This window comes from Anaerococcus porci (assembly GCF_034090325.1).
GTDB classification, from domain to species: Bacteria; Bacillota; Clostridia; order Tissierellales; family Peptoniphilaceae; genus Anaerococcus; species Anaerococcus porci.
In genome coordinates, this window is sequence record NZ_JAXDSU010000058.1 from 12,411 (window position 1) to 38,700 (window position 26,290).

At 30.5% G+C, this 26,290-nt stretch carries 21 protein-coding genes; 5 read left to right on the top strand and 16 right to left on the bottom strand.

The features are described 5' to 3' along the window. Nucleotides 1–5: 5 nt before the first annotated feature. Nucleotides 6–1,331 (bottom strand): Na+/H+ antiporter NhaC family protein, encoded by a 1,326-nt coding sequence (locus tag SOR60_RS05935; RefSeq protein ID WP_176269602.1) that lies wholly within the window; start codon nt 1,329–1,331, stop codon nt 6–8. 185 nt (nt 1,332–1,516) lie between these two features. Between SOR60_RS05935 and SOR60_RS05940 the strand changes: the two genes are divergently transcribed. Continuing rightward, nucleotides 1,517–2,284 (top strand): DeoR/GlpR family DNA-binding transcription regulator, encoded by a 768-nt coding sequence (locus tag SOR60_RS05940; protein WP_154539749.1) that lies wholly within the window; start codon nt 1,517–1,519, stop codon nt 2,282–2,284. A gap of 586 nt (nt 2,285–2,870) precedes the next feature. Here the strand turns inward: SOR60_RS05940 and megL are convergent. Beyond that, nucleotides 2,871–4,067, bottom strand: a complete 1,197-nt coding sequence (megL, locus tag SOR60_RS05945; RefSeq protein WP_320595481.1) for a methionine gamma-lyase — start codon at nt 4,065–4,067, stop codon at nt 2,871–2,873. Between the two features lie 74 nt (nt 4,068–4,141). Between megL and SOR60_RS05950 the strand changes: the two genes are divergently transcribed. Then, nucleotides 4,142–5,059: a LysR family transcriptional regulator gene (locus tag SOR60_RS05950; RefSeq protein ID WP_320595482.1), complete on the top strand. Its 918-nt coding sequence runs from the start codon at nt 4,142–4,144 to the stop codon at nt 5,057–5,059. Here the strand turns inward: SOR60_RS05950 and SOR60_RS05955 are convergent. Continuing rightward, nucleotides 5,022–6,416, bottom strand: a complete 1,395-nt coding sequence (locus SOR60_RS05955) for a Na+/H+ antiporter NhaC family protein (RefSeq protein ID WP_176269606.1) — start codon at nt 6,414–6,416, stop codon at nt 5,022–5,024. The genes SOR60_RS05950 and SOR60_RS05955 overlap by 38 nt on opposite strands. Nucleotides 6,417–6,819: 403 nt before the next feature. Between SOR60_RS05955 and SOR60_RS05960 the strand changes: the two genes are divergently transcribed. Further along, nucleotides 6,820–7,530, top strand: coding sequence for an ABC transporter ATP-binding protein (locus SOR60_RS05960; RefSeq protein WP_176269607.1), 711 nt, complete (start codon nt 6,820–6,822; stop codon nt 7,528–7,530). Beyond that, complete coding sequence (locus SOR60_RS05965) at nt 7,502–8,410, top strand: ABC transporter ATP-binding protein (RefSeq protein WP_320595483.1); 909 nt, start codon at nt 7,502–7,504, stop codon at nt 8,408–8,410. The genes SOR60_RS05960 and SOR60_RS05965 overlap by 29 nt, the downstream gene beginning before the upstream one ends. Before the next feature lie 29 nt (nt 8,411–8,439). Here the strand turns inward: SOR60_RS05965 and SOR60_RS05970 are convergent, their stop codons facing one another. The 11 genes from SOR60_RS05970 to glpX all read right to left on the bottom strand — a co-directional run bounded on the left by SOR60_RS05970 (nt 8,440) and on the right by glpX (nt 19,733). After that, nucleotides 8,440–9,783: a hemolysin family protein gene (locus SOR60_RS05970; RefSeq protein ID WP_320595484.1), complete on the bottom strand. Its 1,344-nt coding sequence runs from the start codon at nt 9,781–9,783 to the stop codon at nt 8,440–8,442. A gap of 89 nt (nt 9,784–9,872) precedes the next feature. Further along, on the bottom strand, nt 9,873–10,517 hold the full coding sequence (locus SOR60_RS05975; protein WP_154539763.1) for a V-type ATP synthase subunit D: 645 nt from the start codon (nt 10,515–10,517) through the stop codon (nt 9,873–9,875). Nucleotides 10,518–10,520: 3 nt separating this feature from the next. Continuing rightward, nucleotides 10,521–11,912 carry a V-type ATP synthase subunit B gene (locus tag SOR60_RS05980; RefSeq protein ID WP_154539765.1) on the bottom strand — a complete coding sequence of 464 codons (1,392 nt, stop codon included), beginning with the start codon at nt 11,910–11,912 and terminating at the stop codon, nt 10,521–10,523. Then, on the bottom strand, nt 11,912–13,678 hold the full coding sequence (locus tag SOR60_RS05985) for a V-type ATP synthase subunit A (RefSeq protein WP_154539767.1): 1,767 nt from the start codon (nt 13,676–13,678) through the stop codon (nt 11,912–11,914). Before SOR60_RS05985 ends, SOR60_RS05980 begins: the two co-directional genes overlap by 1 nt. Before the next feature lie 12 nt (nt 13,679–13,690). Next, nucleotides 13,691–14,002, bottom strand: a complete 312-nt coding sequence (locus tag SOR60_RS05990; RefSeq protein ID WP_320595485.1) for a V-type ATP synthase subunit F — start codon at nt 14,000–14,002, stop codon at nt 13,691–13,693. Continuing rightward, nucleotides 13,995–14,993, bottom strand: coding sequence for a V-type ATP synthase subunit C (locus tag SOR60_RS05995; RefSeq protein WP_320595486.1), 999 nt, complete (start codon nt 14,991–14,993; stop codon nt 13,995–13,997). The genes SOR60_RS05990 and SOR60_RS05995 overlap by 8 nt, the downstream gene beginning before the upstream one ends. A gap of 9 nt (nt 14,994–15,002) precedes the next feature. Further along, on the bottom strand, nt 15,003–15,554 hold the full coding sequence (locus SOR60_RS06000; protein WP_154539773.1) for a V-type ATP synthase subunit E: 552 nt from the start codon (nt 15,552–15,554) through the stop codon (nt 15,003–15,005). A 12-nt stretch (nt 15,555–15,566) separates the two neighbouring features. Beyond that, nucleotides 15,567–16,031, bottom strand: a complete 465-nt coding sequence (locus tag SOR60_RS06005) for a V-type ATP synthase subunit K (protein ID WP_154539775.1) — start codon at nt 16,029–16,031, stop codon at nt 15,567–15,569. Next, a complete protein-coding gene (locus SOR60_RS06010) occupies nt 16,024–17,961 on the bottom strand; it encodes a V-type ATP synthase subunit I (RefSeq protein WP_154539777.1) in 1,938 nt (645 codons plus the stop codon). The genes SOR60_RS06005 and SOR60_RS06010 overlap by 8 nt, the downstream gene beginning before the upstream one ends. Continuing rightward, on the bottom strand, nt 17,948–18,274 hold the full coding sequence (locus SOR60_RS06015) for a V-type ATP synthase subunit H (RefSeq protein WP_235942760.1): 327 nt from the start codon (nt 18,272–18,274) through the stop codon (nt 17,948–17,950). Before SOR60_RS06015 ends, SOR60_RS06010 begins: the two co-directional genes overlap by 14 nt. A gap of 496 nt (nt 18,275–18,770) precedes the next feature. Continuing rightward, the gene (gene glpX / locus SOR60_RS06020) at nt 18,771–19,733 is read right to left on the bottom strand and encodes a class II fructose-bisphosphatase (protein ID WP_320595487.1); all 963 of its coding nucleotides are present in this window, start codon (nt 19,731–19,733) and stop codon (nt 18,771–18,773) included. A gap of 159 nt (nt 19,734–19,892) precedes the next feature. Here glpX and SOR60_RS06025 point away from each other — a divergent pair, with 159 nt between their 5' ends. Further along, entirely contained in the window at nt 19,893–21,125 is a 1,233-nt protein-coding gene (locus tag SOR60_RS06025) for a hypothetical protein (protein WP_320595488.1), read from the top strand. Between the two features lie 69 nt (nt 21,126–21,194). Here SOR60_RS06025 and SOR60_RS06030 read toward each other — a convergent pair whose 3' ends face one another. Both SOR60_RS06030 and SOR60_RS06035 read right to left on the bottom strand, forming a co-directional pair. Further along, on the bottom strand, nt 21,195–24,875 hold the full coding sequence (locus tag SOR60_RS06030; protein WP_320595489.1) for a SpaA isopeptide-forming pilin-related protein: 3,681 nt from the start codon (nt 24,873–24,875) through the stop codon (nt 21,195–21,197). Further along, complete coding sequence (locus SOR60_RS06035) at nt 24,868–25,668, bottom strand: hypothetical protein (protein ID WP_320595490.1); 801 nt, start codon at nt 25,666–25,668, stop codon at nt 24,868–24,870. Before SOR60_RS06035 ends, SOR60_RS06030 begins: the two co-directional genes overlap by 8 nt. Between the last annotated feature and the right edge of the window lie 622 nt (nt 25,669–26,290).

Consider the following 26,290-nt stretch of genomic DNA (forward strand, 5'->3'; position numbering starts at 1 on the left):
CTATCTCACTTCCTGTTTATATTATCTCGAGTTTTTATTTTAGGAAAACCTACAAATATAAATGCTATACCAAATATTGCCATCAAAATACTATACCATGAATAAGGCACAATAGATAAAGTTGATATCTCTGCTATTCCTGCTGCTAATAAAATTTGTCCTGCCCATGGAGTAATTCCATTACCTATGCTCGCAAATAAATCAAGAATACTTGCTGTTCTTACTCTATCTACACCAAATTCATCTGAAATATCTCTTGCTATAGGGCCTACAGTTATTATTGCAATCGTATTATTAGTTGTTGCTACATCTACTAAAAATACTAAAAAAGCGATAGCTAGTTCTGCACCACTTCTACCTTTAACATTTCTAGTCAATCTATAAAGCAACCAGTCTATGCCTCCTAAATAATGCATTAACGCAACCAATCCACCTACCATTACAGCAATTACAGCCATGTCCTCCATCGCAATTATTCCTTCTCCTAAAATTCCAAATGCTTCTATCAATGTAAAAGTGCCTTGGAATATCCCAATAATTACTCCAACTAATATTGCAGATCCCATAGCTAACATCACATGAACTCCAATTAATGATAATCCTATAACTAATATGTAAGGCAATAACTGGATAAAATCCCAAGAAAGATTTTCATTAGATATGTTAGATGAACTTGACATAAAACCGAGTAATAGCAGAGTTATAATCACTGCTGGTAATACCATTAGAAAGTTAGCCCTAAATTTATCTTTCATTTCAACTTCTTGAGTTCTTGTTGCTGCTATAGTAGTATCAGAAATAAAAGATAAATTATCTCCAAACATTGCTGAGCCTACTACAGTACCACACATCAATGGCATCGATATCCCTGTAGAGTTTGCTAGTGCAACACCTATTGGCATTAAAGCCGTTACAGTACCCATAGAAGTTCCCATAGAAAAACTTAAGATACAACCTATTATAAATACACCTGGTAAAATCATACTCTGAGGTAACAAACTCAAGCCTAAGTTTGTAACTGATTTAACAGCTCCCATTCTATCAGCAACAAGATAGAACATCCCAGCTTCTAAGAAAATTAGAAACATTAATATTAATGTATCATCACCACCACCTTTACAAAACATGGTTACTAACTCATCAAAACTTAAATTTCCTTTAGATTTTTTTATAGAAAATATAAAAGCAAATATACAAGCTATTAATATTCCTACATTTAGAGGTAAGGAACTAGCACTACCTGTCATTATTGTTATTAATATGTACAAAAATATAAATATTAATAATGGAACTAAACCAAAAAAACTACCTTTTTTTCTTTCTTCTTTCATTTTTTTCTCCTTTCGTTTTTTTTTCTTCATAAAAACGTTTGCTTCTTTCAATCATAATACCACATTATTAAATAAAAGTAAACAATATATTGGAGATTTTTTTGGTATTTTGTGGTTTTTTGTTTGAGATAATTATGATACAATTTATACTATGATAGTTAAAATATAAAAATTTAAGGATTAATATGTTAAAGATAGATAGGCAAAATAAAATTTTAGATTTATTAAAAAGAAATGATAGTGTATTAGTAACTGAATTAAGTGATTTTTTTAATTGCTCTGATGAAACAATTAGAAGAGATTTAAAAGAATTAGAAAAATCTAATTTACTTACAAGGACGCATGGAGGTGCTTTTTTAACTCAAAAGAATGATAAAACATATCCTACGAAAATAAGAAATATCTTATTATTAAAAGAGAAAATTAGAATATGTAAAAAAGCTCTAGAAATTATTGATAATAACGACTTTATTTTTCTAGATTCTAGTACAACCTGTTATCAACTAGCTAAATTCATACTTGAATCTGGTTTAAGTGTAACAATTGCTACAAACTCTTTTATAATATCACAATTATGTACTCAGAAAAAAAACGATATAAATCTTATAGTTTTAGGAGGTTATTTAAGGAATAATAATATGTCTACTGTTGGCGTAGAAGCTGTAGAGCAAATAAATAATTATTTTGCAGACAAGTGTTTTATTTCTCCGCCAAAAGTAAATTTAGAAAAAGGTATTTTTGATAATAATATTTTAGAATCAAAAGTAAGAGAAGCTATGATAACAAATTCAAATAAAAAGATTATTTTAGCTGATAATACAAAATTTCAATCAATAACTAATTACAAAATTACGAATACTAGTAATTTCGATTTATTAATTTCAGATATAGAATTATCAACAAATAAAAATGATATTTTAAAAAAATATAACGTTAAATTTATTCAAGCTTAGTTATTATATTAAAGAATTGTAGATTATTCAATGAATAAATTAAAAAAATTTTTAATTTATTAAAAATAATTAAACCAAGTCTAATTAATTTTAGAATGTGTGAAATCTTGTATACAGTAATAGAATATTTAAAGCTACAAAAAGAACATTTATTTAGTGATAGTAGAGGTAACAAGTGGACAATCCATATATAGTATTACATACTGAAATCAAACGCTATTCTACTTATCAGTATTCTTTAAATAAAGATGATTTGATATTAGAAAAAATTAGAAAATATTAAAATTTATTTAAGTTAATGTGTCTTTTTGTGGAAAAGTTAGGTTTTGTATATAATCAACTTACAAGTTTTTTCAAATATAATACAAAAACATATTGATTTTATTAATAAATATAAAATAGTAAAAATCGAATAATAATAGATAATGTAAATCTAATAAGCCAAGGTTTTAACAAGGTCTATATGCTTGAAGGCTCCATGGTCTTTTTGGAAAAATATGTGGATGTTTTGGGACTTGATTTATTGGAAAGATAAAAGAAAAACTCGATTAAGCCAAATTTGCTATAATCGAGTTTTTTAATATTTTTATTTAATTTTATCTAAGGCTTGTAATAAATCTTCTATTATATCTTCACTATCTTCAAGTCCTACTGAAAGTCTTATAAGTCCTGGTGCAATTCCAGCTTCTTTTAATGCTTCTTCTGTATAGGTTGAATGAGTCATGCTTGCAGGGTGTTCTATTAATGTTTCACAATCTCCAAGACTTACTGCAAGTGAGCATAGTTTAACATTGTTCATAACAATCCTACCAGATTCTATACCTCCCTTTACTTCAAAGGCAATCATAGCACCAAAGTCTTTCATTTGTTTTTTAGCTATGTCATGATTTTTAAAATCAGAAAGTCCTGGATAGTATATTTTTTCTATATTTTTATTTCCTTTTAGAGCTTCTACTATTTTTTTAGCATTCTCCACGTGTTTTTTCATACGAACTTCTAAAGTCTTCATACCTCTAAAGATTAAAAAGGCATCATGAGCTGAAAGTACTGAACCTGTAAAGTCTTTTTGACCAACAAATCTTACTTGGGTCATTAATTCTTTGCTTCCTGCAGAAAATCCCGCAACAACATCTCCATGTCCATTTAGGTATTTGGTGGCGGAGTGAACTACTATATCTGCCCCAAGTTTTAATGGATTTTGTAGGTAAGGGGTTGCGAAAGTATTATCTACTATAACCAAAGTATCAGAACTATTTTGCTTGGCTAAGTTCGCTACAGCTTCTATGTCAATAATATCAAGAGTAGGGTTTGCCGGTGTTTCAAGATAGATTATTCTTGTGTTATCTTTTACAGACTTTTTAAGCTCATTAATGTCTGTCATATCTATAAAATCAACATCTACATTGAATTTTTTTATTTCATTTAAAAAGGCAAAGGTACATCCATAAAGGGTTTTACAAGCTAATATATGATCTCCAGCCTTAATAAATGGCCAAATTGATGATGTTATTGCACCCATTCCTGATGATGTGGATACAGCAGCTTCTGCTCCTTCTAGGGCGGCAAGTTTTTCTTCTAGGGCATTGTTCGTTGGATTTCCAAGTCTTGAGTATATATATCCACCCTCTTCTAGGGCAAATCTTCTTCCTCCTTGTTCGGCATTATCAAATATAAAAGTTGAAGTTTGATATATAGGAAGTCCTAAAGAACCAAACCCATCTTTATATGATCCTTTATGTATTGTATTAGTTGCAAATCCTCTTTCTTTTTTAATATCTGTCATTTTTTTATCCTTTCTTATTTTTACAAAACAAATTACATATAATATAATAAATTCAAAATATATTAGGAGGTATTATGAATTTAACTAAAATTTATTACGCTATTGAAGTTTCTAAAACTGGTTCTATTTCAAAGGCTGCTAAAAAGCTTTACACATCTCAACCTGCAATCTCTATGGCCATAAATGATTTGGAAAGAGAATTGGGATTTAAGATTTTCAAAAGATCTAATGCAGGCACTCAAACTACAGCCAAGGGCCTTGAATATCTGATTAAATGCCAAGACTTAATCAAAAAATACAAGGAAATTCAAAGACAATATGCTCCTATCAATAAAGATGCTAATGAACTTAGTGTTTCAAGCCAACATTTTAACTTTGCAGTATCTGCCTTTATGAAACTAATAAGCCTTCATAAGGAGCAAGTCTTTAAATTCTACCTTAAGGAAACCACCTCTCTCGATGCTATTAGAAATGTTGAAAACGATTATTCTGAAATTGCCTTTATTTATATAAATGACTCATATAAGAAGGCAATATTTGATCTTTTTAGGGAAAAATCCCTAAATTATACTTCTATAGCCCAAGTTATACCTCACGTTTTCTTAAATAAAGACCACCCTCTTGCAAATAAGGAAGTTATAAGTATAGAAAGTCTATATGACTACCCTATGATAATCTATGAACAAGACGAATCCGAGATTTTGCCTGAGGAGTTTATAACTCTTCCAAATCATAAGCAGATAATCTATACCCAGGATAGGGGAACATCTCTTGGACTTATTTCTAACACAAAGGCATTCAATATTGGTACTGGATGCATACACCCTAATAGCGGTTATGATAATATAAAAACTATAAGGCTTGAAAATCCTGATAATCTTTCTATGGATATAGGTTATGTATATAAGGCTCAAAGAAGACTTTCACCTCTTTGTAAACAGTACCTATCTTTGATTAAGAAAGAGCTTGTTCTGTGTCTTCCAGATTTTTAAGATGATTGGCAATCTTTGATTCCGGCATATCATATTCAAAGTTCCACTTATCCTTAGCCTTAGTAAATGGTATATAGATTGATATTATGGAAATTATAGCTAGGATAAATTGATACCAGAAAAATGGTATAAGCTCAAAAGGTGCAACAAGTCCCTTAGTAAAACCTGCTGCTATAAGAACTTGGGCTCCATATGGCACAAAACCTTGAAGTACACATGAAAATGTATCTAAGAGAGAGGCTGATCTTCTTGGATCAATCTTATATTCATTGCACATCTTCTTTGCTATAGGACCTGAAATAATTATGGCTACAGTATTGTTTGCTACTGCAATATCCGCTAAAGATACAAGCGATGCAATCCCCAATTCTCCAGATTTTTCATCCTTGGCAAATTTTCTAATCTTTGCAATTATCCAATTAATTCCTCCCTCTTTGGAAACCATATTAGAAAGACCTCCTATAAGCATGGATAAGAGAAATATCTCAAACATTCCTGTAAAACCTTCCCACATGGTTTGAGATAGGGCCAAAAGATTAAAACCATTGTTTATAAGAAGAACAATGCCTGATAAAACTATGCCACCTGTAAGCACTAAAAATACATTAACACCCATAAGTGCAACTACTAGTACAAATATGTAAGGTATAATCTCAATAATATTATAAGTTAAGTCAGATGCTTGAGCTTGTGTTTCAGGTTTACCGAAGATTAATAACAAGATAAAAGTTATTATTCCAGATGGTAAAGCCATTTTCATATTCATCCTAAACTTATCTTTCATATCACAATTTTGAGTTCTTGTAGCTGCTATGGTCGTATCGGATATAACTGAAAGATTGTCACCAAACATAGACCCACCTACCAAAGAACCCAACATTAAAGCAAGGTTTATTCCTCCTGATGTTGCAAGTCCAACCGCTATTGGACCTAAAGCTGTAATTGTGCCAACCGATGAGCCTGTAGCAATAGAGATAAAACAAGCTATCAAAAATACACCAGCTGTCAAAAACCTAGCGGGTATAAATGATAGTCCCAAACCTACTACTGAATCTACACCACCAGAGGCATTGGCTACAGTAGAAAAGGCTCCAGCCAATAAGTAAATCAAACACATTATAATTATGTTTGAATCTCCACAACCTTCAATCAGATTATCAAACTTTTCATCAATACTTCCCTTAAATAATAAAAATGCACTTATAATACCAACAAAGGCTGCAATTGGTGCTGGTAGTTGGTAAAAAGCCATCTCAACATTATTTAAATGTAGAATGATGCCAGTAGATAGATAGATTAGCACAAAAACTAAAAATGGTATCAAGGCTTTGCCCGATATTTTATCATTGTTTTTCAAAACACATCTCCTTTCTAATGATTACGTTTTCATAAATATGATATATCCGAATTTACTTTTTGTAAAATATATGATTGTTATAAGGTCTATAAGAAAAATTTATATACTAAAAAAATACACCTTTTGTTATATATTATTTTATTGTTATATTTTTTTATCAAAAAATTGACAATTTTTTTAGGCATGATATTATTAAAATATAAATATTATTATATATAATCTTAGAAACAAAAAATCTTCTAATTTAGGAATTAATGAACCTATATTCATTGTCACTAATTGTCTAAGCTATGAGATAATTTATATAGATGAAAATTTTGAAACTATGGAATATGAAGAATTCGAAAATGATAACACCGAAAGATTTTTTGTAGAAGAAAATAATAAAAAGTGGAGTTTTAAAATGAAAAAATACATATACAAATACAAATCAAATCTACTCTTATCTACTTTTTTTGGCATATTAGAAGTATATTTTATCTATCTTTATAGTCTAAAGTCTGCTGAATTTGTTGATATTATAATAAAAAATGATAATCCTAATATAGGAAAAGTTTGTATTACTACAATAATTTATATAGCTTTTTCTTATATTTCATTTTATATTTCAGAATTAAATTGCCAAAAATTTGCTAATAGTATAAGTTTTGAATTAAGACATGATTATTTTGAAGGTTTGTATGAAAATAAAATTTCTTCTTTTTATTTAAGTAAAAAAGAAAATTATATTACGGATATAGACCAAAATATCGATCAACTTAGGCTAGATTATTTAATGAATTTGCCTAATTCTATAAAGGGTATTGGTCAAGTTCTTGTGTATTTGATTGCCTTATATAAGATACATATAATTATTTTGACTCTTACTATAGTATTTGTAATTTTTCCTGCTATGATTAGCAAAATCTTTTCTAAGAAGATTTCAAATTTAAGAATACTAAGATCAAACAAACATTCAATATATCTAAGTAGACTAAATGAATTATTGGATGGTTTTTTGCTTATAAAGGAATCTAATAGCAAAAAGTTTTTTATAAAAAGATTTGATGAATCTAATAAAAATTTGCTAGATGCAAGAAAAAAAATTGAATTTATCAACTTCTATCTTGTATGAATCTATGTTTGCTCTAAATTTATTATCAGCAATGCTTATTATTTTATTTGCATCTATTCTTGTAAGTAAGGGACATATATCTTTAAAAGAACTTATTGCATCTATTACTTTGGTTTCTATTTCAACAAATGCTATAGCTGAAGCTTTTAGATATACAAGCAATGTTTTTTCAACAAAAGAGATAAAAAATTTGGTTTTAGAAAAACTTCCTAAAAAAGATTTTATCAAAAAAGATAAGCTTAAGCCAAAACTTGATTTAAATATTAAAAATCTTGATTTCTCCTATGATAATAATAAGATTTTTTCTAATTTGAGTATTGATATTAAGGAAAATAAATCTTATGCAATAATAGGAAAATCAGGTTCTGGAAAATCATCTCTTGCTAAAATCCTTATGAAAATAAATGAAAATTATAAAGGGGATATTAGTTTTGATAATGGTGATTTTAGAGATTTTAGTGAGTTAGAAATATATTCTCTAATCTACTATATTCCACAAAATCCAATAGTTTTCAATATGAACTTGTTGGAAAATATTGTTTTAGGAAGTAGTGATTATGATAAAAATGAAGTTTTGGATATAATAAAAAAAGTAGATTTAGATTATTTGCTTTCACAAAAAAAAGATGAGAAACTTGATAGTAATTCTCTTTCTGGTGGGGAGAAAAAGAAGTTAGAGATTGCAAGGGCAATTTATAAAAATGCTAAATTAATTATATTTGATGAACCTCAAACAGGTCTTGATCCTAAATCATCCCAAACTATCGACAATCTAATTTTTTCTATGGATAATATAACAAGAATTGTTATAACTCACAAGCAAGATTGTGATTATTTGAATAAGTTTGATAGGATTATCAATATAGAAGATTATAAGTAGATTATTGTAAACAAAAGCACTACCATGTATTATGCGGTAGTGCTTTCTTCTTTTTCTTTATTGATTTTTTTTATTCTTACTATTTTTATTCTAGTTTCTTCAATATAGAGAATTTTAAATTCATATCCCTTATAGATTACTTTTTTATCGCTGCTATCATCATCCGGTATATATCCCAATTTATCGATTAAAAATCCAGCTACCGTATCATATTGATCATCATCTTCATCTATGTCTATATCAAGTATTTCGTTTAAATCTCTTATTGATGTTGAACCTTTTACTATATAAGAGCCCTTTGTTGATGTTCTTATATCAGGTAGGTCCTTATCATAAGTATCATCCATATCTCCTACTATCTCTTCTACCAAGTCCTCCATGGTAACAATTCCTGAAAATCCACCATACTCATCTATAAGAATTGCCATATGTATATGGTCTTTTTGCATCTGTTGGAAGAGTTTGTCAGTTTCTATCTTTTCTGGAACAAAAAAAGCTGGTTTTATAAGTTTTCTTATATCTACGCTTTTTATACCAACATCTATTGCCTCAAGCAGATAGTCTTTGGTATATATTATACCTAATACATTATCAAGATCTTCATCATAGACAGGTATTCTTGAATGTTTAAGTTTTATAAATTCATCTAGATATTTTCTTTGCCTATCTTTTATATCTATCATGAATACTTCAGGTCTTGCTGTCATTATCTCTTCTGCCCATACATCATCAAATTCCATGATTGAGTTAATCATCTTAGACTCTAGGGGTCTTAGGACTCCTTGGTCTTCTCCAACTTGGACAATAGATTTAATTTGTTCAGTTGTAACTTCCTTTTCTATGGCTTTGCTTTCTATGCCAAAAATTGCCATAATTAGGTTAGTTACTTTATTTACAATACCTACAAAGGCTTTGTTTATAAAAAGAATAAAGCTTGCCAATAGCCTAGTGCTTTTAGCTATCTGATATGGGTTTCTTATACCTATCCTTTGTGGAATCATGTTAGCAAATATTCTTTTTATAACTACAAATACAACTACCATTATTAGCATTATGACAATTTGCATAAAGTCTGATTCCCTATTAAGAAATATCTTTAAAGATGTATTGATATTTAATAAAAGATATGCCATAGTTATAATTGATAGTACTGCATCTTGAAAATTTTGGGTTTGCATTAGTCTTTGTTGGTCTTGAGATAATTTTAAGATGTCTTTCGCCTCATCATCTCCATCTTCCGCCATATCTCTTAGTCTTTGGTGGTTTAGACTTGTAAATGCCGAAAACATCATATTAATTGTTGCATTTATAAAAATAAGGGCCAAAACAACTATGAAAATTTTTATATTCGCGTAGGGTCCTTCTGTATCCATTACATTCTCCTTGTTTTATGTATTTTATAAAAGGACGTTTTTAAACGTCCCATTATTCTACTAAACTACGAATTTTCCTATATTCAAGACTAAGCTTGATCTGATATTATATCTTTTACTTTCATAAGCCTTGATATAGTTGCTCTTTCGTTTTCTTCTAGTTTAGCTCTTATATATTTTATAGTTTCTTCAAGATCAGGTATAGTTCTATATTCTAGGGCATTTACCCTTCTTCTTGTTCCTTCTATCTCGTCTGCCATAAGCTGAGTTGTCTTTTCAAGCTCTGCTAATTTCAAAAGCTTATCCATAACCTCATTTAGACCCTCTATAGCCGTATCAAGTTCTGCTGATGTTTGGGCAAGACCATATGGGTAGATGGATGCATTTTCATTGTCACCCTTTTTTATCTTAAATTCCATAGCAGGAATCCTTACGCTCATGACATTTTTTGTCTTTATATCTACCCCCACTTTTTGGGTCGGAAAGCTAACTGCCTCTTCAAGAAATTCTGGACTCATAAGTGATGAGGCTACTAGAAAGTCCTTTGATGAGTTTTTTAAGAGTTTTTCAACTTCTTCACGAAGTTTTTTATTTTCCCTAATCTTTTCTAGGAATTGTCTCATAAGCTCATCTTGCTTGTCTTTTAAAAGCTTGTATCCCCTAGTCGAAGTAGCCAATCTCTTCTTTAAGGTATTTAAGTTCATCCTTGTAGGAGTTACATTAAGCCTAGCCATGATCTAATTCTCCTCTTTTGTCTTATCAGTGTCCAGATATTTTTCGATAAGTTCGTCATCAATTCTCTTAAGTTCAGATTTTGGTATGATTTTGAGAAGTTGCCAACCAAGATCTAAAGTTTCTTCTATTGTTCTATTTGTATAGAAACCTTGGTTTATATACCTATTTTCAAATTCCTTGGCAAATTCTGCAAAGGCTAAGTCTGCCTTTGATAGGGCTGAATCACCTAAGATTTTTTGAAGCTCTCTTGCATCAACACCTGATGCGTATGCCGCATAGATTTGGTTCATAGTATCAGCATGATCTTCACGAGTTTTTCCCTCACCTATACCCTTATCCTTAAGTCTTGATAGGGATGGTAGGATTGATACTGGTGGTTGGATACCCTGATTGTATAACTCATTTGATAAAATGATTTGCCCTTCTGTTATATATCCAGTCAAGTCTGGGATTGGGTGGGTTATATCATTTTCTGGCATAGTTAAGATTGGAATTTGGGTAATGGTACCTGGTTTTCCCTTTAGTTTTCCTGCTCTTTCATATAAAGTTGCAAGGTCTGTATAAAGGTAACCTGGATATCCGCGACGTCCTGGAACTTCTTTTCTTGCTGCTGATACCTCACGAAGAGCTTCTGCATAGTTGGTCATATCTGTCATTATAACTAATACTTGCATATCTTTTTCAAAAGCAAGGTATTCTGCTGCTGTAAGAGCCATCTTTGGTGTAGAAAGACGTTCTATGGCAGGATCGTCTGCAAGGTTTATAAACATTACTGACCTATCTAAGGCACCTGTTTTTTCAAAGTCTTTTCTAAAAAATTGTGCCTCTTCGAAAGTTATACCAATAGCTGCAAATACTACAGCGAAATCTTCACTATCATTTAATACTCTAGCTTGTCTTGCAATTTGGGCTGCAAACTTGTTGTGTGGAAGTCCTGAAGCTGAGAATATTGGAAGCTTTTGTCCACGAACAAGGGTGTTAAGTCCGTCTATGGTTGATACACCTGTTTGAATAAATTCTGATGGATAGTCACGACTTACAGGATTTATTGCTACCCCGTTTACGTCTCTTTTTTCCTCAGGAATTATAGATGGACCGTCATCTATTGGTCTGCCTAAACCATTGAAAGTCCTTCCTATCATATCTTCACTTACTCCAAGTTCAAGTGGCCTACCTAGAAATCTTACTGATGTTGATTTAAGGTTAATTCCAGAAGAGCCTTCAAAAAGTTGAACCATAGCGTTTTTTTCATCAACTTCTATAACCCTTCCTCTTCTTCTTTCTCCTGTTTGAAGTTCTATATCTACTAGTTCTTCGTAGTCAACCCCTTCTACATCTTCTACAAGCATTAGGGGTCCTACAACTTCTGATACACTTTTATATTCTTTAAGCATTATTCATCATCCCCCTTAGCTTCAGCTTCTTTGCATTGTTTATCTATCTCTTCTTTGATTTGGTCAAACTCTTCTAGATTTTCATCTTTTATAAGTTTAAGTCTTGTAATTTTCTCTTTTACATCCAAATTTTCTAATTGTTCAAGATTTGCTCCATTTGATAGAGCTTCTAGAGATTTGTCATAGAAATATAGGATTGTATCAAGCATAAGATCTTGCTTTTGCATAGGACAGAAAGCATCTGTATCATGGAAAGCATTTTGTTGAAGAAAGTCTTCTCTTAGTGATTTTGTTGTATTAAGCTTTAGTTTATCATCATCACTTAATCCATCACGACCTATAAGTCTTACTATCTCTTGAAGAGATGATTCTTGTTGTAGAAGGCTCATAGCCCTCATCCTATTTTTAGAAAATCCTTCATTTATAGTCTTGTCTATATGGTTATCCATCTCATCTTGGTATAGAGAATATGAATTTAGCCAATTGATAGCTGGAAAGTGTCTTTGGTATGAAAGGTCATAGTCAAGTCCCCAGAATACCTTTACTATACGGAGGGTTGCTTGGGTTACTGGCTCTGATAGGTCTCCTCCTGGAGGAGATACAGCTCCTATTACTGATAGAGAGCCCTCAATATCATCTTTTCCATTTATTATAACTTTTCCACTTCTTTCATAAAAGTCTGCTATACGGCTAGCAAGATATGCTGGGAAACCTTCATCTCCTGGCATCTCTTCCAAACGACCACTCATCTCACGAAGTGCCTCAGCCCATCTTGATGTTGAATCTGCCATTAAGGCTACTGAGTAGCCCATATCTCTGTAGTACTCAGCTAGTGTTATACCTGTATAGACACTAGCCTCTCTTGCTGCTACTGGCATGTTTGATGTATTTGCTATAAGTACTGTCCTTTTCATGATAGATTCACCTGTTTTTGGATCCTCTAGTTCTGGAAATTCATCCAATACATCAGTCATCTCATTGCCACGTTCTCCACAACCTACATAAACTACAACATCAGCATCTGCATATTTTGCAATTTGGTGTTGGATTACAGTCTTTCCTGATCCGAATGGTCCAGGTATAGCAGCAGCTCCTCCTTTTGCAACGGGGAAGAAAGTGTCTATAACTCTTTGTCCTGTTATAAGTGGTGTGTCTGGGTCAAGTTTCCTCTTAAATGGTCTAGCTTTTCTTACTGGCCATTTTTGGATCATGTTAAGTTCCTTATCCCCATCTTCAGTTTCAATAATAGCAATGGTGCTATCTACTGTAAATTCACCTTCTTTTATCTCTTTAACTTTTCCAAATACTCCATTTGGAACCATTATCTTGTGTTCTATTACAGTGGTTTCGTCTACTAAGCCTAGGACATAACCTGGTTTAACCTCATCGCCTACTTTTGCTACTGGTCTAAATTCCCATAGTTTTTCCCTATCTAGTGGTGGTGCTGTAACTCCTCTTTTGAGGAATTCTCCTGCCAAAAGCTCAAGTTTTTCTAGAGGTCTTTGGATTCCATCATACATTCTTTCAAGAAGCCCTGGTCCAAGCTCAACTGAAAGGGGTGCTCCAGTAGAAACCACCTCATCTCCTGGTCCTATTCCTGTTGTTTCCTCATAAACTTGGATGTTTGCAACATCTCCCCTCATCTCTATTATTTCTCCGATGAGCTTATCTTTTGAAACCTCGACCACATCATAGATATTGGCATCAGTAAGTCCTTTCGCTTCTATAAGTGGACCTGATACTCTTGTTATTTTACCTTTATTCAAATTGGTCTCCTTCTAGTTCAAAATGTTAGCTCCAACAGCTTTTTCTACACTTTTATTGATATCTGCCAATCCAAGTCCAAGATTTTCCTTGTTGGATGGAATAAGTATAATTGCTGGAGTCATTTCTTCTCTGTACTTATCTATAGTTTCTGGAATTTCTTTTGCAAAGTCTTCTGTTATGAATATAACTCCAACATCTTCTTTGGAAAGTTCATTCACAAGTTTTTTTGCACTATCTCCATCAACTGCTGTATATACATCAACTCCCAATGCTTTAAACATTAGGACTGAATCTTTATCTCCTATAACGGCTACCCTATACATATAAATTACGCAACCTTTCTTCTATAAATTCTCTAGAAAGCATATTTTGCTTAGCCACAAGAATTATCCTAAGATTTTTAATCTCCATTTCACGATTTATCAAATATCCTAGTATAACCTCTGGTCCATAGCTAACTTTCTTAGAGTCTTTGGCAAAGTCTAGTAAATAATCATCTATAGCCTTTTCTATCATTCTTGTAGCCTCTTTTAGATCCTTGCTATCAAGGGCCTTTTTTACTAGAGGATAAGTTTTTTCATTTATAAAAAAGTTTGCTAAAAGACCCATATCTTGGTTAAAGCCAAGAATAAAATTATTCTTATTAATAAATCCACCGTCTATTAAGGCTTTTTTTAATAAGTCTATAGACTGATTTTGACCCTTAATCCTCAAAAGTGACTTAAGATTGACAAGGTCAATTCTTTGTCTAGTAAAGTCTACTAATGAATCAAAAGCTAAATTTTTAGCATCTATAAGAAGCTTTTGATAAAAGTTCCTATCAAGAGATAAGTCTATATCTTGTGGATCTTTTGTATCTTCATATAAGTCTAGGGCATTTTGAGCATATGTTATATACACATCATCAAAAGTCTTAAAATCGCTTTTTATAGCCTTTTTTATAGCTGATAAATCAATTGTACCTATATCCATGTAGGCAGTAGAATAATCGGCATCTTGGATTAGCTCTTTAACTAAGACTTTGAGGTTGTGAAAGTTGTATTTTTCTTCTAAAAATACTATAAGATTTTTATCTGGGCTTATTTTTCTTATTTTTTTGTAAGATTCTTTAAGCATAGATAAAAGTGCCTTCTCATATTCTTCATTCCTATTTATATCCTTCATAAACTCCCCATAACTTGAGTCATTTAAAAGGGAAATTGCTTCAGAAAGATTTGAGCTATCTACTAGTCTTTGAATATTATTTGAAGTAAGGAGATTTTTTTCATATACTCTTGTTGTTACAGAAGCACGGATAAACTGTTCTCTATCCATCTAATCACCTCACTTAAATATTCTATCTGCTATAATTTTTTCCAAATTATCCCTATCATAGTTAAGTAGGGAAGAATACCTATTGTCATAAGATATTTTTCCACTTCTCACTACAAAGCCTTCATCTACGCTTTCTTTAGATAATTTTAAACCATTAAAGCTATTTTCATCAAAGTGATATTTCATATCCTTTTGTAGGAGAATTTCTCCATTATTAACATCAATTTCTTTAAGCCTATTTTCTACAAATTTTTTGTAGTCATTAGGACCAAGTTTTCTAAGTTTTTCTAAAAGCTTATCTAAAATATCATCTACTAGCTCATTTTTAGCCCTGATTTTTATATCACGAGCCTCTCTTTCACTAGTTACCTTTGAGTTTTCTATAATTCTTTTTGCATCTTTTTCGGCATTATCTATTATTTTTTTAACTTCTTTATCAGAATCAGCTTTTGATTCTTTTTTTATTTCTTCACTTCTTTTATTAGCGTTAGCTAGTATATGATCTGCTTCCTTTTTGGAATCCTCTCTTATACCATCTAATAATAAATCAAGCTTACTCATAATAAACCCTTACTATTTATTTATTAGAAGTAGTGAAATTACGAAACCTAAAATTGCATATAACTCTACCATTACGGCGTATACTATACCTTGTACGAAGTTGTCCTCATTCTTGGCTAAGATATTCATACCACTTATTGCAACCTTAGCTTGAGCTATAGCTGAGAAATATCCAACCATACCTATAGGAAGTGCTGCAAATATATAATAAAGTCCTTGTTCAAATGAAACATCTCCACCTAGTTTTCCTAAAATCATAAATCCAATTACAAATCCATAAAGTCCTTGTGTACCTGGTAAAAGTTGAAGTACAAGTGCCTTACCAAACTTTCCTGGTTCTTCTACTGTAAGTCCTGCTGCAGCCTCACCTGTCATACCAGTTCCTTTAGCAGATCCCATACCTGATAAAAATACTGCTATTGCAACACCTACAGCACCCATAATTTTCCCACCATTTTGAATTAAAAAATCAACCATTGTATCCTCCTCTGATTATATTTATAAATTTACTATCTTCTATCATTTGTCTAAATTTCTTACCTCCACCCTCATAGAACTTGTTAAACATTTCCACATATATAAGTCTAAGTGAGTGAACATAGGCTGAAAGAGTTGATAAAAATAGGTTAAATAATTGGAATCCAACAAATATTATAACTCCAGCAACCTTACCTATAATTCCAGCTGACCATACCATTGCTACAATTAGGTTTACTGAGTAGGCTACGAATCCACCTGAAAGAACAAGGGCCATAAGTCTTAGAAAAGAAACAAAATCTCCAATCCATGAACTTATACCATATAGAGAATAAAGACCTCCAGCAGCTTTACCAGCTACCGTTTTATTCTCACGCCCTCCAGTTAGTACTATACCTACCATACCTACTACCATTACTATCATAGCAATCTTTTTTGCTTCATTTTCTAGTAAAAACCATGCTATTGCTCCACCTACTGCCATATACCAAAATAATACATCAAATATAGCACCTAGTGGATCTCCATCTCTAATTAGCATATAGGCCTTTACTCCAAGAGCAGTAAATAAGGAAATACCACCTATGATAAGTGAAATTATCATAAGAGTGTTAAAGTCTTTTTGTGTATCTATAAGTCCTGGTATTGGTATAATTCCACCAAAAAAGGAACCAAATATTAATCCAAACACACAAGCTGAAAGTCCTACTCTTTTAAAAAGTCTTACCATTTTAAGGGTTGATTTTGGAAGGTCAACTACTTTTGGTAAAATCAAGGTTCCCAAAAATAATAAAAGTCCATAACCAAAGTCCCCAAGCATGAAACCTGTAAAAATAGTATAGAAGATTGAAACCAAAAGAGTTGGGTCAACTTCGTTGTACTTAGGTAGGGAGTAGGTTTCTACTATAGACTCGTATGGATCAATTAACTTAGGATTATCCAAAATTATTGGTACATCAGAGTCATCCCTTTCTGCTTCATTTATTTCTAGTAAGTATCCATCTCCTAAGGCTTGATCTAGATCGTCTTTAAACTTTTTATTTAAGTTTCTTGGTATATAACCTTCAATCATATCAACTCTTTTAGTCTTTAGAAAATACTCACTTGAAGCTTCTTTTCTTCTTAAGTTTTCAAGATAGGTTTTATAAAGGTAAAGATCAGGCAAAAGCTCTATAAAATCTTTAATCCTTTTCTCATTATCTCTTAATTTTTTTTCTTCTTCCTCAATTTTTTTATTATTTAAATAAATTTGTTCATTTGCTTTTTTTCTAGTCTTAATAATAGACTTAGAAAAACCATGATCTCTAAGAAAGAGTTTAAATCTATCACTTTCTTCAAGGCTTGATATTGCATATAAGAAATTTACATTATCCCTTTTTAAAATTTCGACTACAAAGGATTGAGAAAAATTCTCTTTAACTAGGTCTTTATCAAAGTCCTTATAAAATTGATCTGTAATTGTACCAATTTCTACATAAAACCTATGAGAGTGTTCTATCTCTTCTACACTAAGGTCAAGGTTTTTAAAAGGTTCTAATTCAACATTATTCGCCCTAAGTTCTTTAATCTTATCCTTAGCCTTATCCCTTAAATCAAGGTCTTCTTTAAGCTTTGGATAGATTTGATCAAACCTAAAATTTAAACCTTCCTTGTTGAGATTTTCAATACTCATATCCTTTTTATTTAATTTGACTTTACCATCTTCAAGATATTCTTCTAAAGAATAGATAGCATAATCAAGTTTTGAAATATTCTCATCAATTTCAAGTAGCCTATTAGAGTTATCTACCTCTTTTAAGTAGTCCTCATCATCATCGACTTTAAGATCATTAAAATGAACATAGTTAAACTTTTGCAATATATCAAGAAGCAGGCTTCTATCATATTCAAAGGAAAAAAGATTAAACTTATCCATTTTAACTATTGCCATTTGCTACTATCCTTTCTACCAAAATTTCTAGAAGGTCATCAATTTCTCCTTGATCCCTATTTTTAATTTCTTCACTATCTTCATTGGCCTTAGCTATAACTGGCTTTTTATCATCTTCTGCCTTAGCCTTAGCCTTATCTTTTATATCTTTAGCATGGGTTTTGGCAGCTTCAATTGCCTTTAAAGATTCAATCTCCGACTCCTTTTTGGCAGCATCAATTATATCTTTGGCTTTTTTCTTGGCATCGTCTACAAGTTTATCAGCCTTAATTTCAGCTTCTTTAACTTGATTTAAAACTTCACTTGCCATCATTCACCTCCTAATATGTACAGTAATATTATAACATACTGACACTATAAATATATATTACCCCATTATTATGATTTTATAGATATTTTTTTCTTAAAATGATGAGTTTAGATTGTTAGACAAGCATAATAAATATCTATAAAATTTTATTTACAAATTAACATCTTCTACCACTTGACATTAGGAAAGAAGCAGGTTATAATTTAATTGATAATAGCTATCATTTACTAAATACCTAAAATAATACCCTCCTAAGGAAGCAGTTATGAAATCTTTTAAATTACAAATTAACATAATAATAGGAATATTACTTATATACATAGCCATTATCAGTATGAATTTTATTTTTGAGAAAAATCTCCTAACAAAGTCTGTGAGCATAGGACTTATGCTCCTATCTTTAATGCTTGTCAAAAGATCTGAGCTAATTTATAAAAAATCAGCCCAGACAGTCTTTATTATTTCTTTCTTTCTTATATTTATAAGTTTTCTTACTTAACTATTTTTGGTCAAGCTTTTGGTTAAGCTTGTGAACTGAGTTTATAAATCTAATAGTTCCTGAAGGTAGCCTAAGTAGGAGAGATTCAGTCTTTGCCATATTATTTTTCATGTAAGATACTCCCTTAAGGAAGGTTCCGTCTGTAATTCCTGTGGCTGCAAAGAGCACATCATCTCCTTTTACTAAATCTTCTATCTTATATACCTTGTCAAAGTCTACGCCCATTTTTATACATCTTTTAACTTGCTTTGAATCAGATGGGGCAAAGACTCCTTGGAAGTCTCCTCCTAAACACTTAAGAGCTGCTGCTGCTATTACTCCTTCTGGAGCACCTCCTATTCCCATAATCAAATCAATCTTTCCATAAGATAGTTCTGTTGCAATAGCTGTAAGAACATCCCCATCTTCTACCATGGAAATTCTTGCTCCTGTGGCTCTTATTTCTTCTACTAATTTTTCATGCCTTGGTCTATTCAAGACTGATACAGTTATATCGGAAATCTTTTTATCAAGAGCTTTGGCAACATTTTCTATATTTTCCTTAACGGACTTGTTAATATCTATAAATCCCTTAGCCTTAGATCCAGTTGCAATCTTATTCATATATACATCAGGTGCATTTAAAATACAACCTTTTGGTGCAACTGCTATTACCGAAATGGAGTTAGAGGCACCATTGGCAAGTGATGAAGTTCCATCTATAGGATCTACTGCAATGTCTACCACATCATCTTCATGCATATTGCCTATTTCTTCTCCTATGTATAACATAGGTGCTTCATCTATCTCACCTTCTCCTATAACAACTTTTCCATTAATACCAAGATAGGTAAACATAGCCCTCATTTGATCTACTGCTATATTATCAGATTCATTTTTCCTACCTTGACCCAAATATTTAGCAGAGCCTAGGGCTGCGGCTTCTGTTACCCTACATAAGTTAATACCTAAATCTCTATTCATTTTTTCTCCTTTTAAGATTATAGAAACGTTTGCTACAAATACATTTTACCAAAATCTATAACAAAATTAAAGAAATTTACAAGAAATAGAAAAGCATTTAAACTTTGATTTTTTCAAATTTATGATATAATCATTAGGTATAAAATAAAAGGTGGTTTTATGAAAAAAATATTTATAATTCTTTCTCTTGTTTTTCTGGTATCTTGCACTGGTAAAACAAAGGAGAATTCTTACAGCAATAACTTATCTAAAAATCCTGTAAGTTCAATAAAAAGCTCTGATGATAAGAAAAATAAGAAGAATAAAAAAAACAACAAGCTCGAATATGCCTATGATTATATGGATGGATATAAAAGAGATAAATCTCTTTATGTAGATAGGATGCTTGGAGATTACCCATCTGATGTAAATTCAAATAAAGATATGGCTTATGAGAAAGAAGAACTTAAAAATCTTGATTATAACAAAAATCTTTTTATCTCAATGTATAATATAAGAATACCTAATAGAGCCTTAGTTTTTTCAAATGATGATTCTTATGTAATAGACTTTCCTGAGTCAGATGACTATGAGATATCTATAAAAATAGATAAGCTTTTTAAGGATGGAGATTACTCAGAAAATGAACTAAAAGAAAAGTTACTTGAATTTTCTTCAAAAAATACAATGGATAAGGCAAAAGACGGGAAAAATATTACCCAGCCTGTAGTAAATCTTTATAGTGATTATAAAAATGCAGCCTATTCTATAATAGAAGACAATAAATTTTCCTATACCAACATGTATGTAGCTACTCCTGCAAATATTATTAATTTTGAAATAATAGAAAATAAGGAAAAATCAGACGATTCTTCTTTCATAATGTCAGATCTTCTTTCAACATCCTATCCAGAAAGTGAAGATGTTCCTATAGTAAGTAAGTCCTTTAAAGACTATGGAGATAAAATAAATCTATATGCTACAAAAAAAATAAATATGGGAAATTTCTCTTTTAAAATCCCAGCCGATATGGAGAATACCCAAAAATCAGACCTTTTGACAGTTTTTGAAAAACAAGTTTCAGGAAAAACTATAAATCAAGTCATTGTTTCAAAGATTAAAAAAGAGGAAAATATGACAATTAAAGATGCTTTTAACAAAAGCCAGGGTACATCAATTCCTCCTTCCTATATAACTTCTATGGGAAAGATTACTGAAGAGAAGATTAATGATAAGACCTTCCTCAGATCAAAAGCTAGAATCTATACAGAGCAATTCTCTCTTGAAGGAGAAAAGGTGGTCTTTGAAGAAGGTGACTATTTTGTTTCTATGATTCTTACAGGACCTTTAAAAAATACAGCTAAAACCATCCTTTTAAACTCAAATATAATAAACTCTCTTACATTTAAATAGGTGTATAGATAAAATAAAAGTGGCTATTGCAAAATAATAAATTGACTTTTGCAACAGCCACTTTTTATATTACTTTATAGGTTTTTTTCTAATAGTATAAGAACTTACTGCAAAAAGCATAACTATAAGTCCAACTATACTAAATAATATTGTTCCCTTTCCACCAGTAAATGGATATTCTTCTCTGTTATTTTTTATAATTATAGTGTTATTATCATCATTTACTAATGCCTTTTCAGATACTTTATTTTCTTTTAAATCTATAGGATATATCTTTGCTTTCTCAACTTTAAATTCATATAAGTATGCATCTTCTGGTAACTTGTAACCAAATTTAGCCTTTACTTCTTTAATTCTATAAATGCCATCATCTAGTTCTCGAAATCCAAATCTACCAGAACTGTCACTTTCTACCTTATACGCATCTTCTTGTTTTTCTACAAAATCTCCATTCTCATTTATAGGATGGAATTTGCTATTTTCATCTTGTTTTTCAAGGATAAACTCTGCTCCTTTTAATTTATTCTCTATATTATCACTATCAACTTTTTCAAATAATATATTTGCTTTAAGTTTTTTATTTACTATGACTGTTGTGTTATCCTTGATATTTATGATATTGCCTTCACTATCTACATCAAAGCTTGATACAGCTTCTTTTGGTAGTGCATATCCATCTAAACTTTCTGTCTCCCACAGCTCATAGGAACCACTAGCTAATTTCTCATAAGAGAAGTTTCCATTTTTATCTGATACTCTTTTAGAATCTGATAGCACTTCTCCATCTTTTCTAAGTTCAAATGAAACACCTTCTAGTGTATTGTTCGTAGGTTGGTTTTGAGGATTTTCTTCATCTGAAGTTTTTTGTGTATCAGATACCTTGGTAAATACAATTTTATTTACATTATTTTCTAACTCAAGTGAAACTATTCCTCCACCCTCTGCAGATGATTCATGGAATATTGAGTAGGTATAGGATTGATCTATTATTTCATCTTTAGGATCATAATATGCGTAATAGTTGTAATTATCATAATAATACCTTTTATTTGAGAACCTATTGTATTCAACAGTAGTTTTTAATTGTTTAGCATTTTCACTTGTAACTTTTCCCTTTACTTCAATAAGATATGTTTCATTACTTTGGTAATCATTGTAATCATTTTGATCTCCAAGTATCATCTTTATAAATTTTACTCCACCTGGACTTGCTCCATTATAAAATTTACTATTTAAGTAGGTGAAATTTCTATCATTAGCTAAATTATCAAAATCTATTCCATAAGAGTCTGGTAAGGCATTGATATTATTTACCCTATATTTTCTAACGCTTGTAATATCTATATCTGCATCTTCACTATAAAAATATAAAGTCTTATTAAATGTATTTTCCTTTTGCCAGTTAACATATATAACCGATGTAAATTCCTTATTTGAAATATTTAGCTTGGTCATATAATTTTTTACCTTTACAGATGGATCATAGCCAGATTCATAACTTACATTTATATAATCAGAAAATACTTGATTTGCTATTGAAGCACTTATTCCAACATTTGATGTATCATTTTTGATTTTTAGCCTATCTATATACATATGTGTATTTATACTTATATAATCAACACTATAATATTTTACATAATCGGTAAAGGTAAAGGTAATAGACTTTCTATCTTCATTTATCTTTGCACTTGCAAGTTTACCAGCTTGAGAATAAATATCTAGTTGATCATCTCCTAAGTAACCAATCCCATCTATATCTACATTATCTGAGTACTTTAATGTAAAAGTATCTCCTGGATTGATTTTAGTTCTTTGATCTAATTTATAATAAAGATTTATTGATATTCCTTCTCCCATATTAGGCTTTACAATATTTTCATCATTTTCTGTTGATATCATAGAAGACTTACTCTTATCTAATATAAATAAATCTGAAACATCTTTAGGTACATATCCTTCTTCAATTTTGGTAGAGAATTCAGTACCTATGTTGATTGGTATAGGTTTCTTATCTACAATATAGCCAGGAAGTGATTGTATTTCTTTTAGCCAATACCTACCATAGGCTAAATTTTTAAAGATAATTTCTCCATTTTCACCTGTTTTCTCTTCCCTTTTGACATTGCCTTTTTCATCCATCAATTGAAATTTGACACCGGCTAAGAGATTACCTTTTTTGTCCTTTTTTATTACTTTAAATTCGCCTATTTGTTTTTTATTTGGAACCTTTAAAATTGGTTTTTCATAATCACCACTACCACTAGCAGATGAACCTTGTACCAAGATTGCATTTGTTTTACCTATTACATCTTTAGGACTTGTAGCATCCCCACCTTTGCTAAAAACTATAGTTTGTATTGGACCTTGAGGTTTTCTATCTGGATTTTGGACATCTAAATCCAGCTCACTTTCTACTCTTAAAAGATAAGTAGATGTTCCTATATTGTTTTTAATGTCAATTATTGCTGTTGGGGTAGCAAAAGAATAATCGTATCTAACAGTATAGCTACTAGGATTTACTTCTTCAAATTGACTATGGTGCATTATTACCGCATCTGGCAGAGAATTTCCTACAAATTTGTATAATTTTATAGTTGTCTTTTCATCAGATAAGTTAGCAGTATTTATATATTGAGAATTAGAACTTGCAGGATATACTTGTATTTGAGCTTGTCCACTTATATTCCTTGAAAGAGGATTAATATAAGCTAGTTGTACATACCTTCCATTTTGATCATTAACATATTCATATGCAGCCTTGATATTTGATATATTATTTTTACCTACAGAAACATTGGTGTGTACAACAGAAACTCTCTTTGATAATGTTTGATCCCCTATGCCTACATAAAAGTCATAGTCCCTATTATAATATGCCACATTCACATTTACTGAATGCTCTAAATGCAGTTTCATATCGACAGATTGAAGTCCCTCTATAGCATTTGTAAATACATAACTTATTTTTTTATTGGTTCCTCTTTCTATATCAAAAGATGGATTAATAACTGGATAAGCTAAAATCACTCCATCAGCTGTAAGAATATTAGGATAATTAAGCTTATCTGGCTGAATCATATTATAATGAAGGGTGTCTGATACATCTAGTGTAAAGTAATCTCCTTCCTTTGCACTTGTGTTTAATTGCAAATCCAAATCTATAGTAAATTTATTCGTATCATTAGATGTGTTTACTGGATTCGTACTTTTGATTTCAGAGCTATTTAATATCTTTATATTATCAGTCAAGTTGCTTCTATATTGGATTTGTGGATCTTCTGCAAGCTCTCCTAGTTCACTTATAAACACCTTTCCTTGACTATTAACAAATACAGTCCATTTTTTGCTTATCTTTTGATAGCCTAAAGGAGCTGTTTTCTCTACTAGGCTATATGTTCCAGATTTTAAGTTATCTATAAAAACTTTACCATTAGAATCTGAACTATATATATTTTTAAAATTCCCATCTGTTGATTGTAATTCAAATTCTGCACCTTCAAGTGGGCTATTATCTTCTTCATCATATTTATAAATTTCAAATTTATAATTTTCATTACTATATAAACTAAACAGACTTCTTTTTGCTCTTTTTTTAACATCAGGATTGCTACTTGTACGGTTTAAAGATGAATAAGTATCAGAATCATTTTCAAATTTTATAACTTCTTTACTTGGAGTAGATGTAGAATTTTCTTTGTCTGTGTTCTCCTTAGTTTCATTGCTGCTATTGTTGTCTTCTTTAAACAACTTCTGTCTTACTTTCTTCTTTATTTTCTTTTTCTAATTGGTATTGCTTAAGCTTATCATAGTCATTTTTTAGGGAATTTGTATCATAAATATATAACTTATTATCGCTTATAGTTGCAAATATTTGACCATCATTTTTTATATTTATACTTGCATCTTCACCCATTTGGAAAAGGTTAAAACTAGGATCTAATGACTCATACCTTGCAAATTCTAGGTTGAAAGCTAATTTATTTTTATCTTTTTCATATTGGCTATATCCATTTTTAGAAAAATCAAAGTCATCTAAAACTTTAAAGTCTATATATGAATAATAAGGTCCATAGGGTTTTTCCTCTTTACCATCTACAATCTCTTCATAAGCACTATCATTAACTATCCTATATCCATTCTCATCTTTTATTACTGATATTGATATATCAAGTCCTTGACTATTAAGATTTTCTTTTACCCTATTATATTCTTCTTGTGCTTGACTTTCATTTTCAAAATATCCATCTTCGTATAATTTTAGTTCATCTCTTATAATAAGCCTAAATTCACGTGTGTTCTTATCAATTCCTAGTCCTATATTAAATTTATTATTATCACTTTCCTTATTACTTAAATCATAAAGCTGTTGAGCTTTTTCAATAGAAAGATAAGTAAGATCATCTTTTTTTAGGCTATCATCTAATTTTATGGTGTTTACATCTATCTTGTCAGCACTTGCAGTAAAATCAGGTTTGATTGTTTGTATTATTATAAAGAGTGCTAGTAAAAATGATATTGATTTTTTTATTGACTTTGACATATATACTCCCTTTAATTGTAAAGAATACATTATTATAATCTCTTTGCATGAGTTTTATAATATAGAGATAGGTGGTTATTTCATTGTGACATGCTATTTGCTTTAAATTTCATTAACTTTCTACATCTTGTAAAATATCTTATTAATATATACTCTAACTATAAAAACCGTAAGCATAGCAAAAAATAAAATTTTATTTTTTTGGTTTATATAAATTTAAGTTTGGCTTTTTATTTTATAGAATTATTCAATTAAATAAATATGAGTATATACTCTTTTATAATAAATTCCAGCATATTCACACAAATAAAAACAAAAAAATCGGCTTTGCTTCCTTTACATTTGCAAAGTCGGATATTATAGCTTTTTACTCATATACAAATGAAAAAGTTTGTATATTTACTCTTATATTATCCTTTTTTGACTTTCCATAGTCAATATTTTTATCATTAAAATTTTAATATTTTGATGATTTTTTTTACCTTCCTTTATTTTAAAAAATATACATAATTTTTCACACTAAGTTTAATCGTTATAAATAATATAAAAATGGCTTGGAGATTAAAATGAAAGTAATTCTAATACTTATTTATTGATAAAGTATATCACTTGTTATAAAATA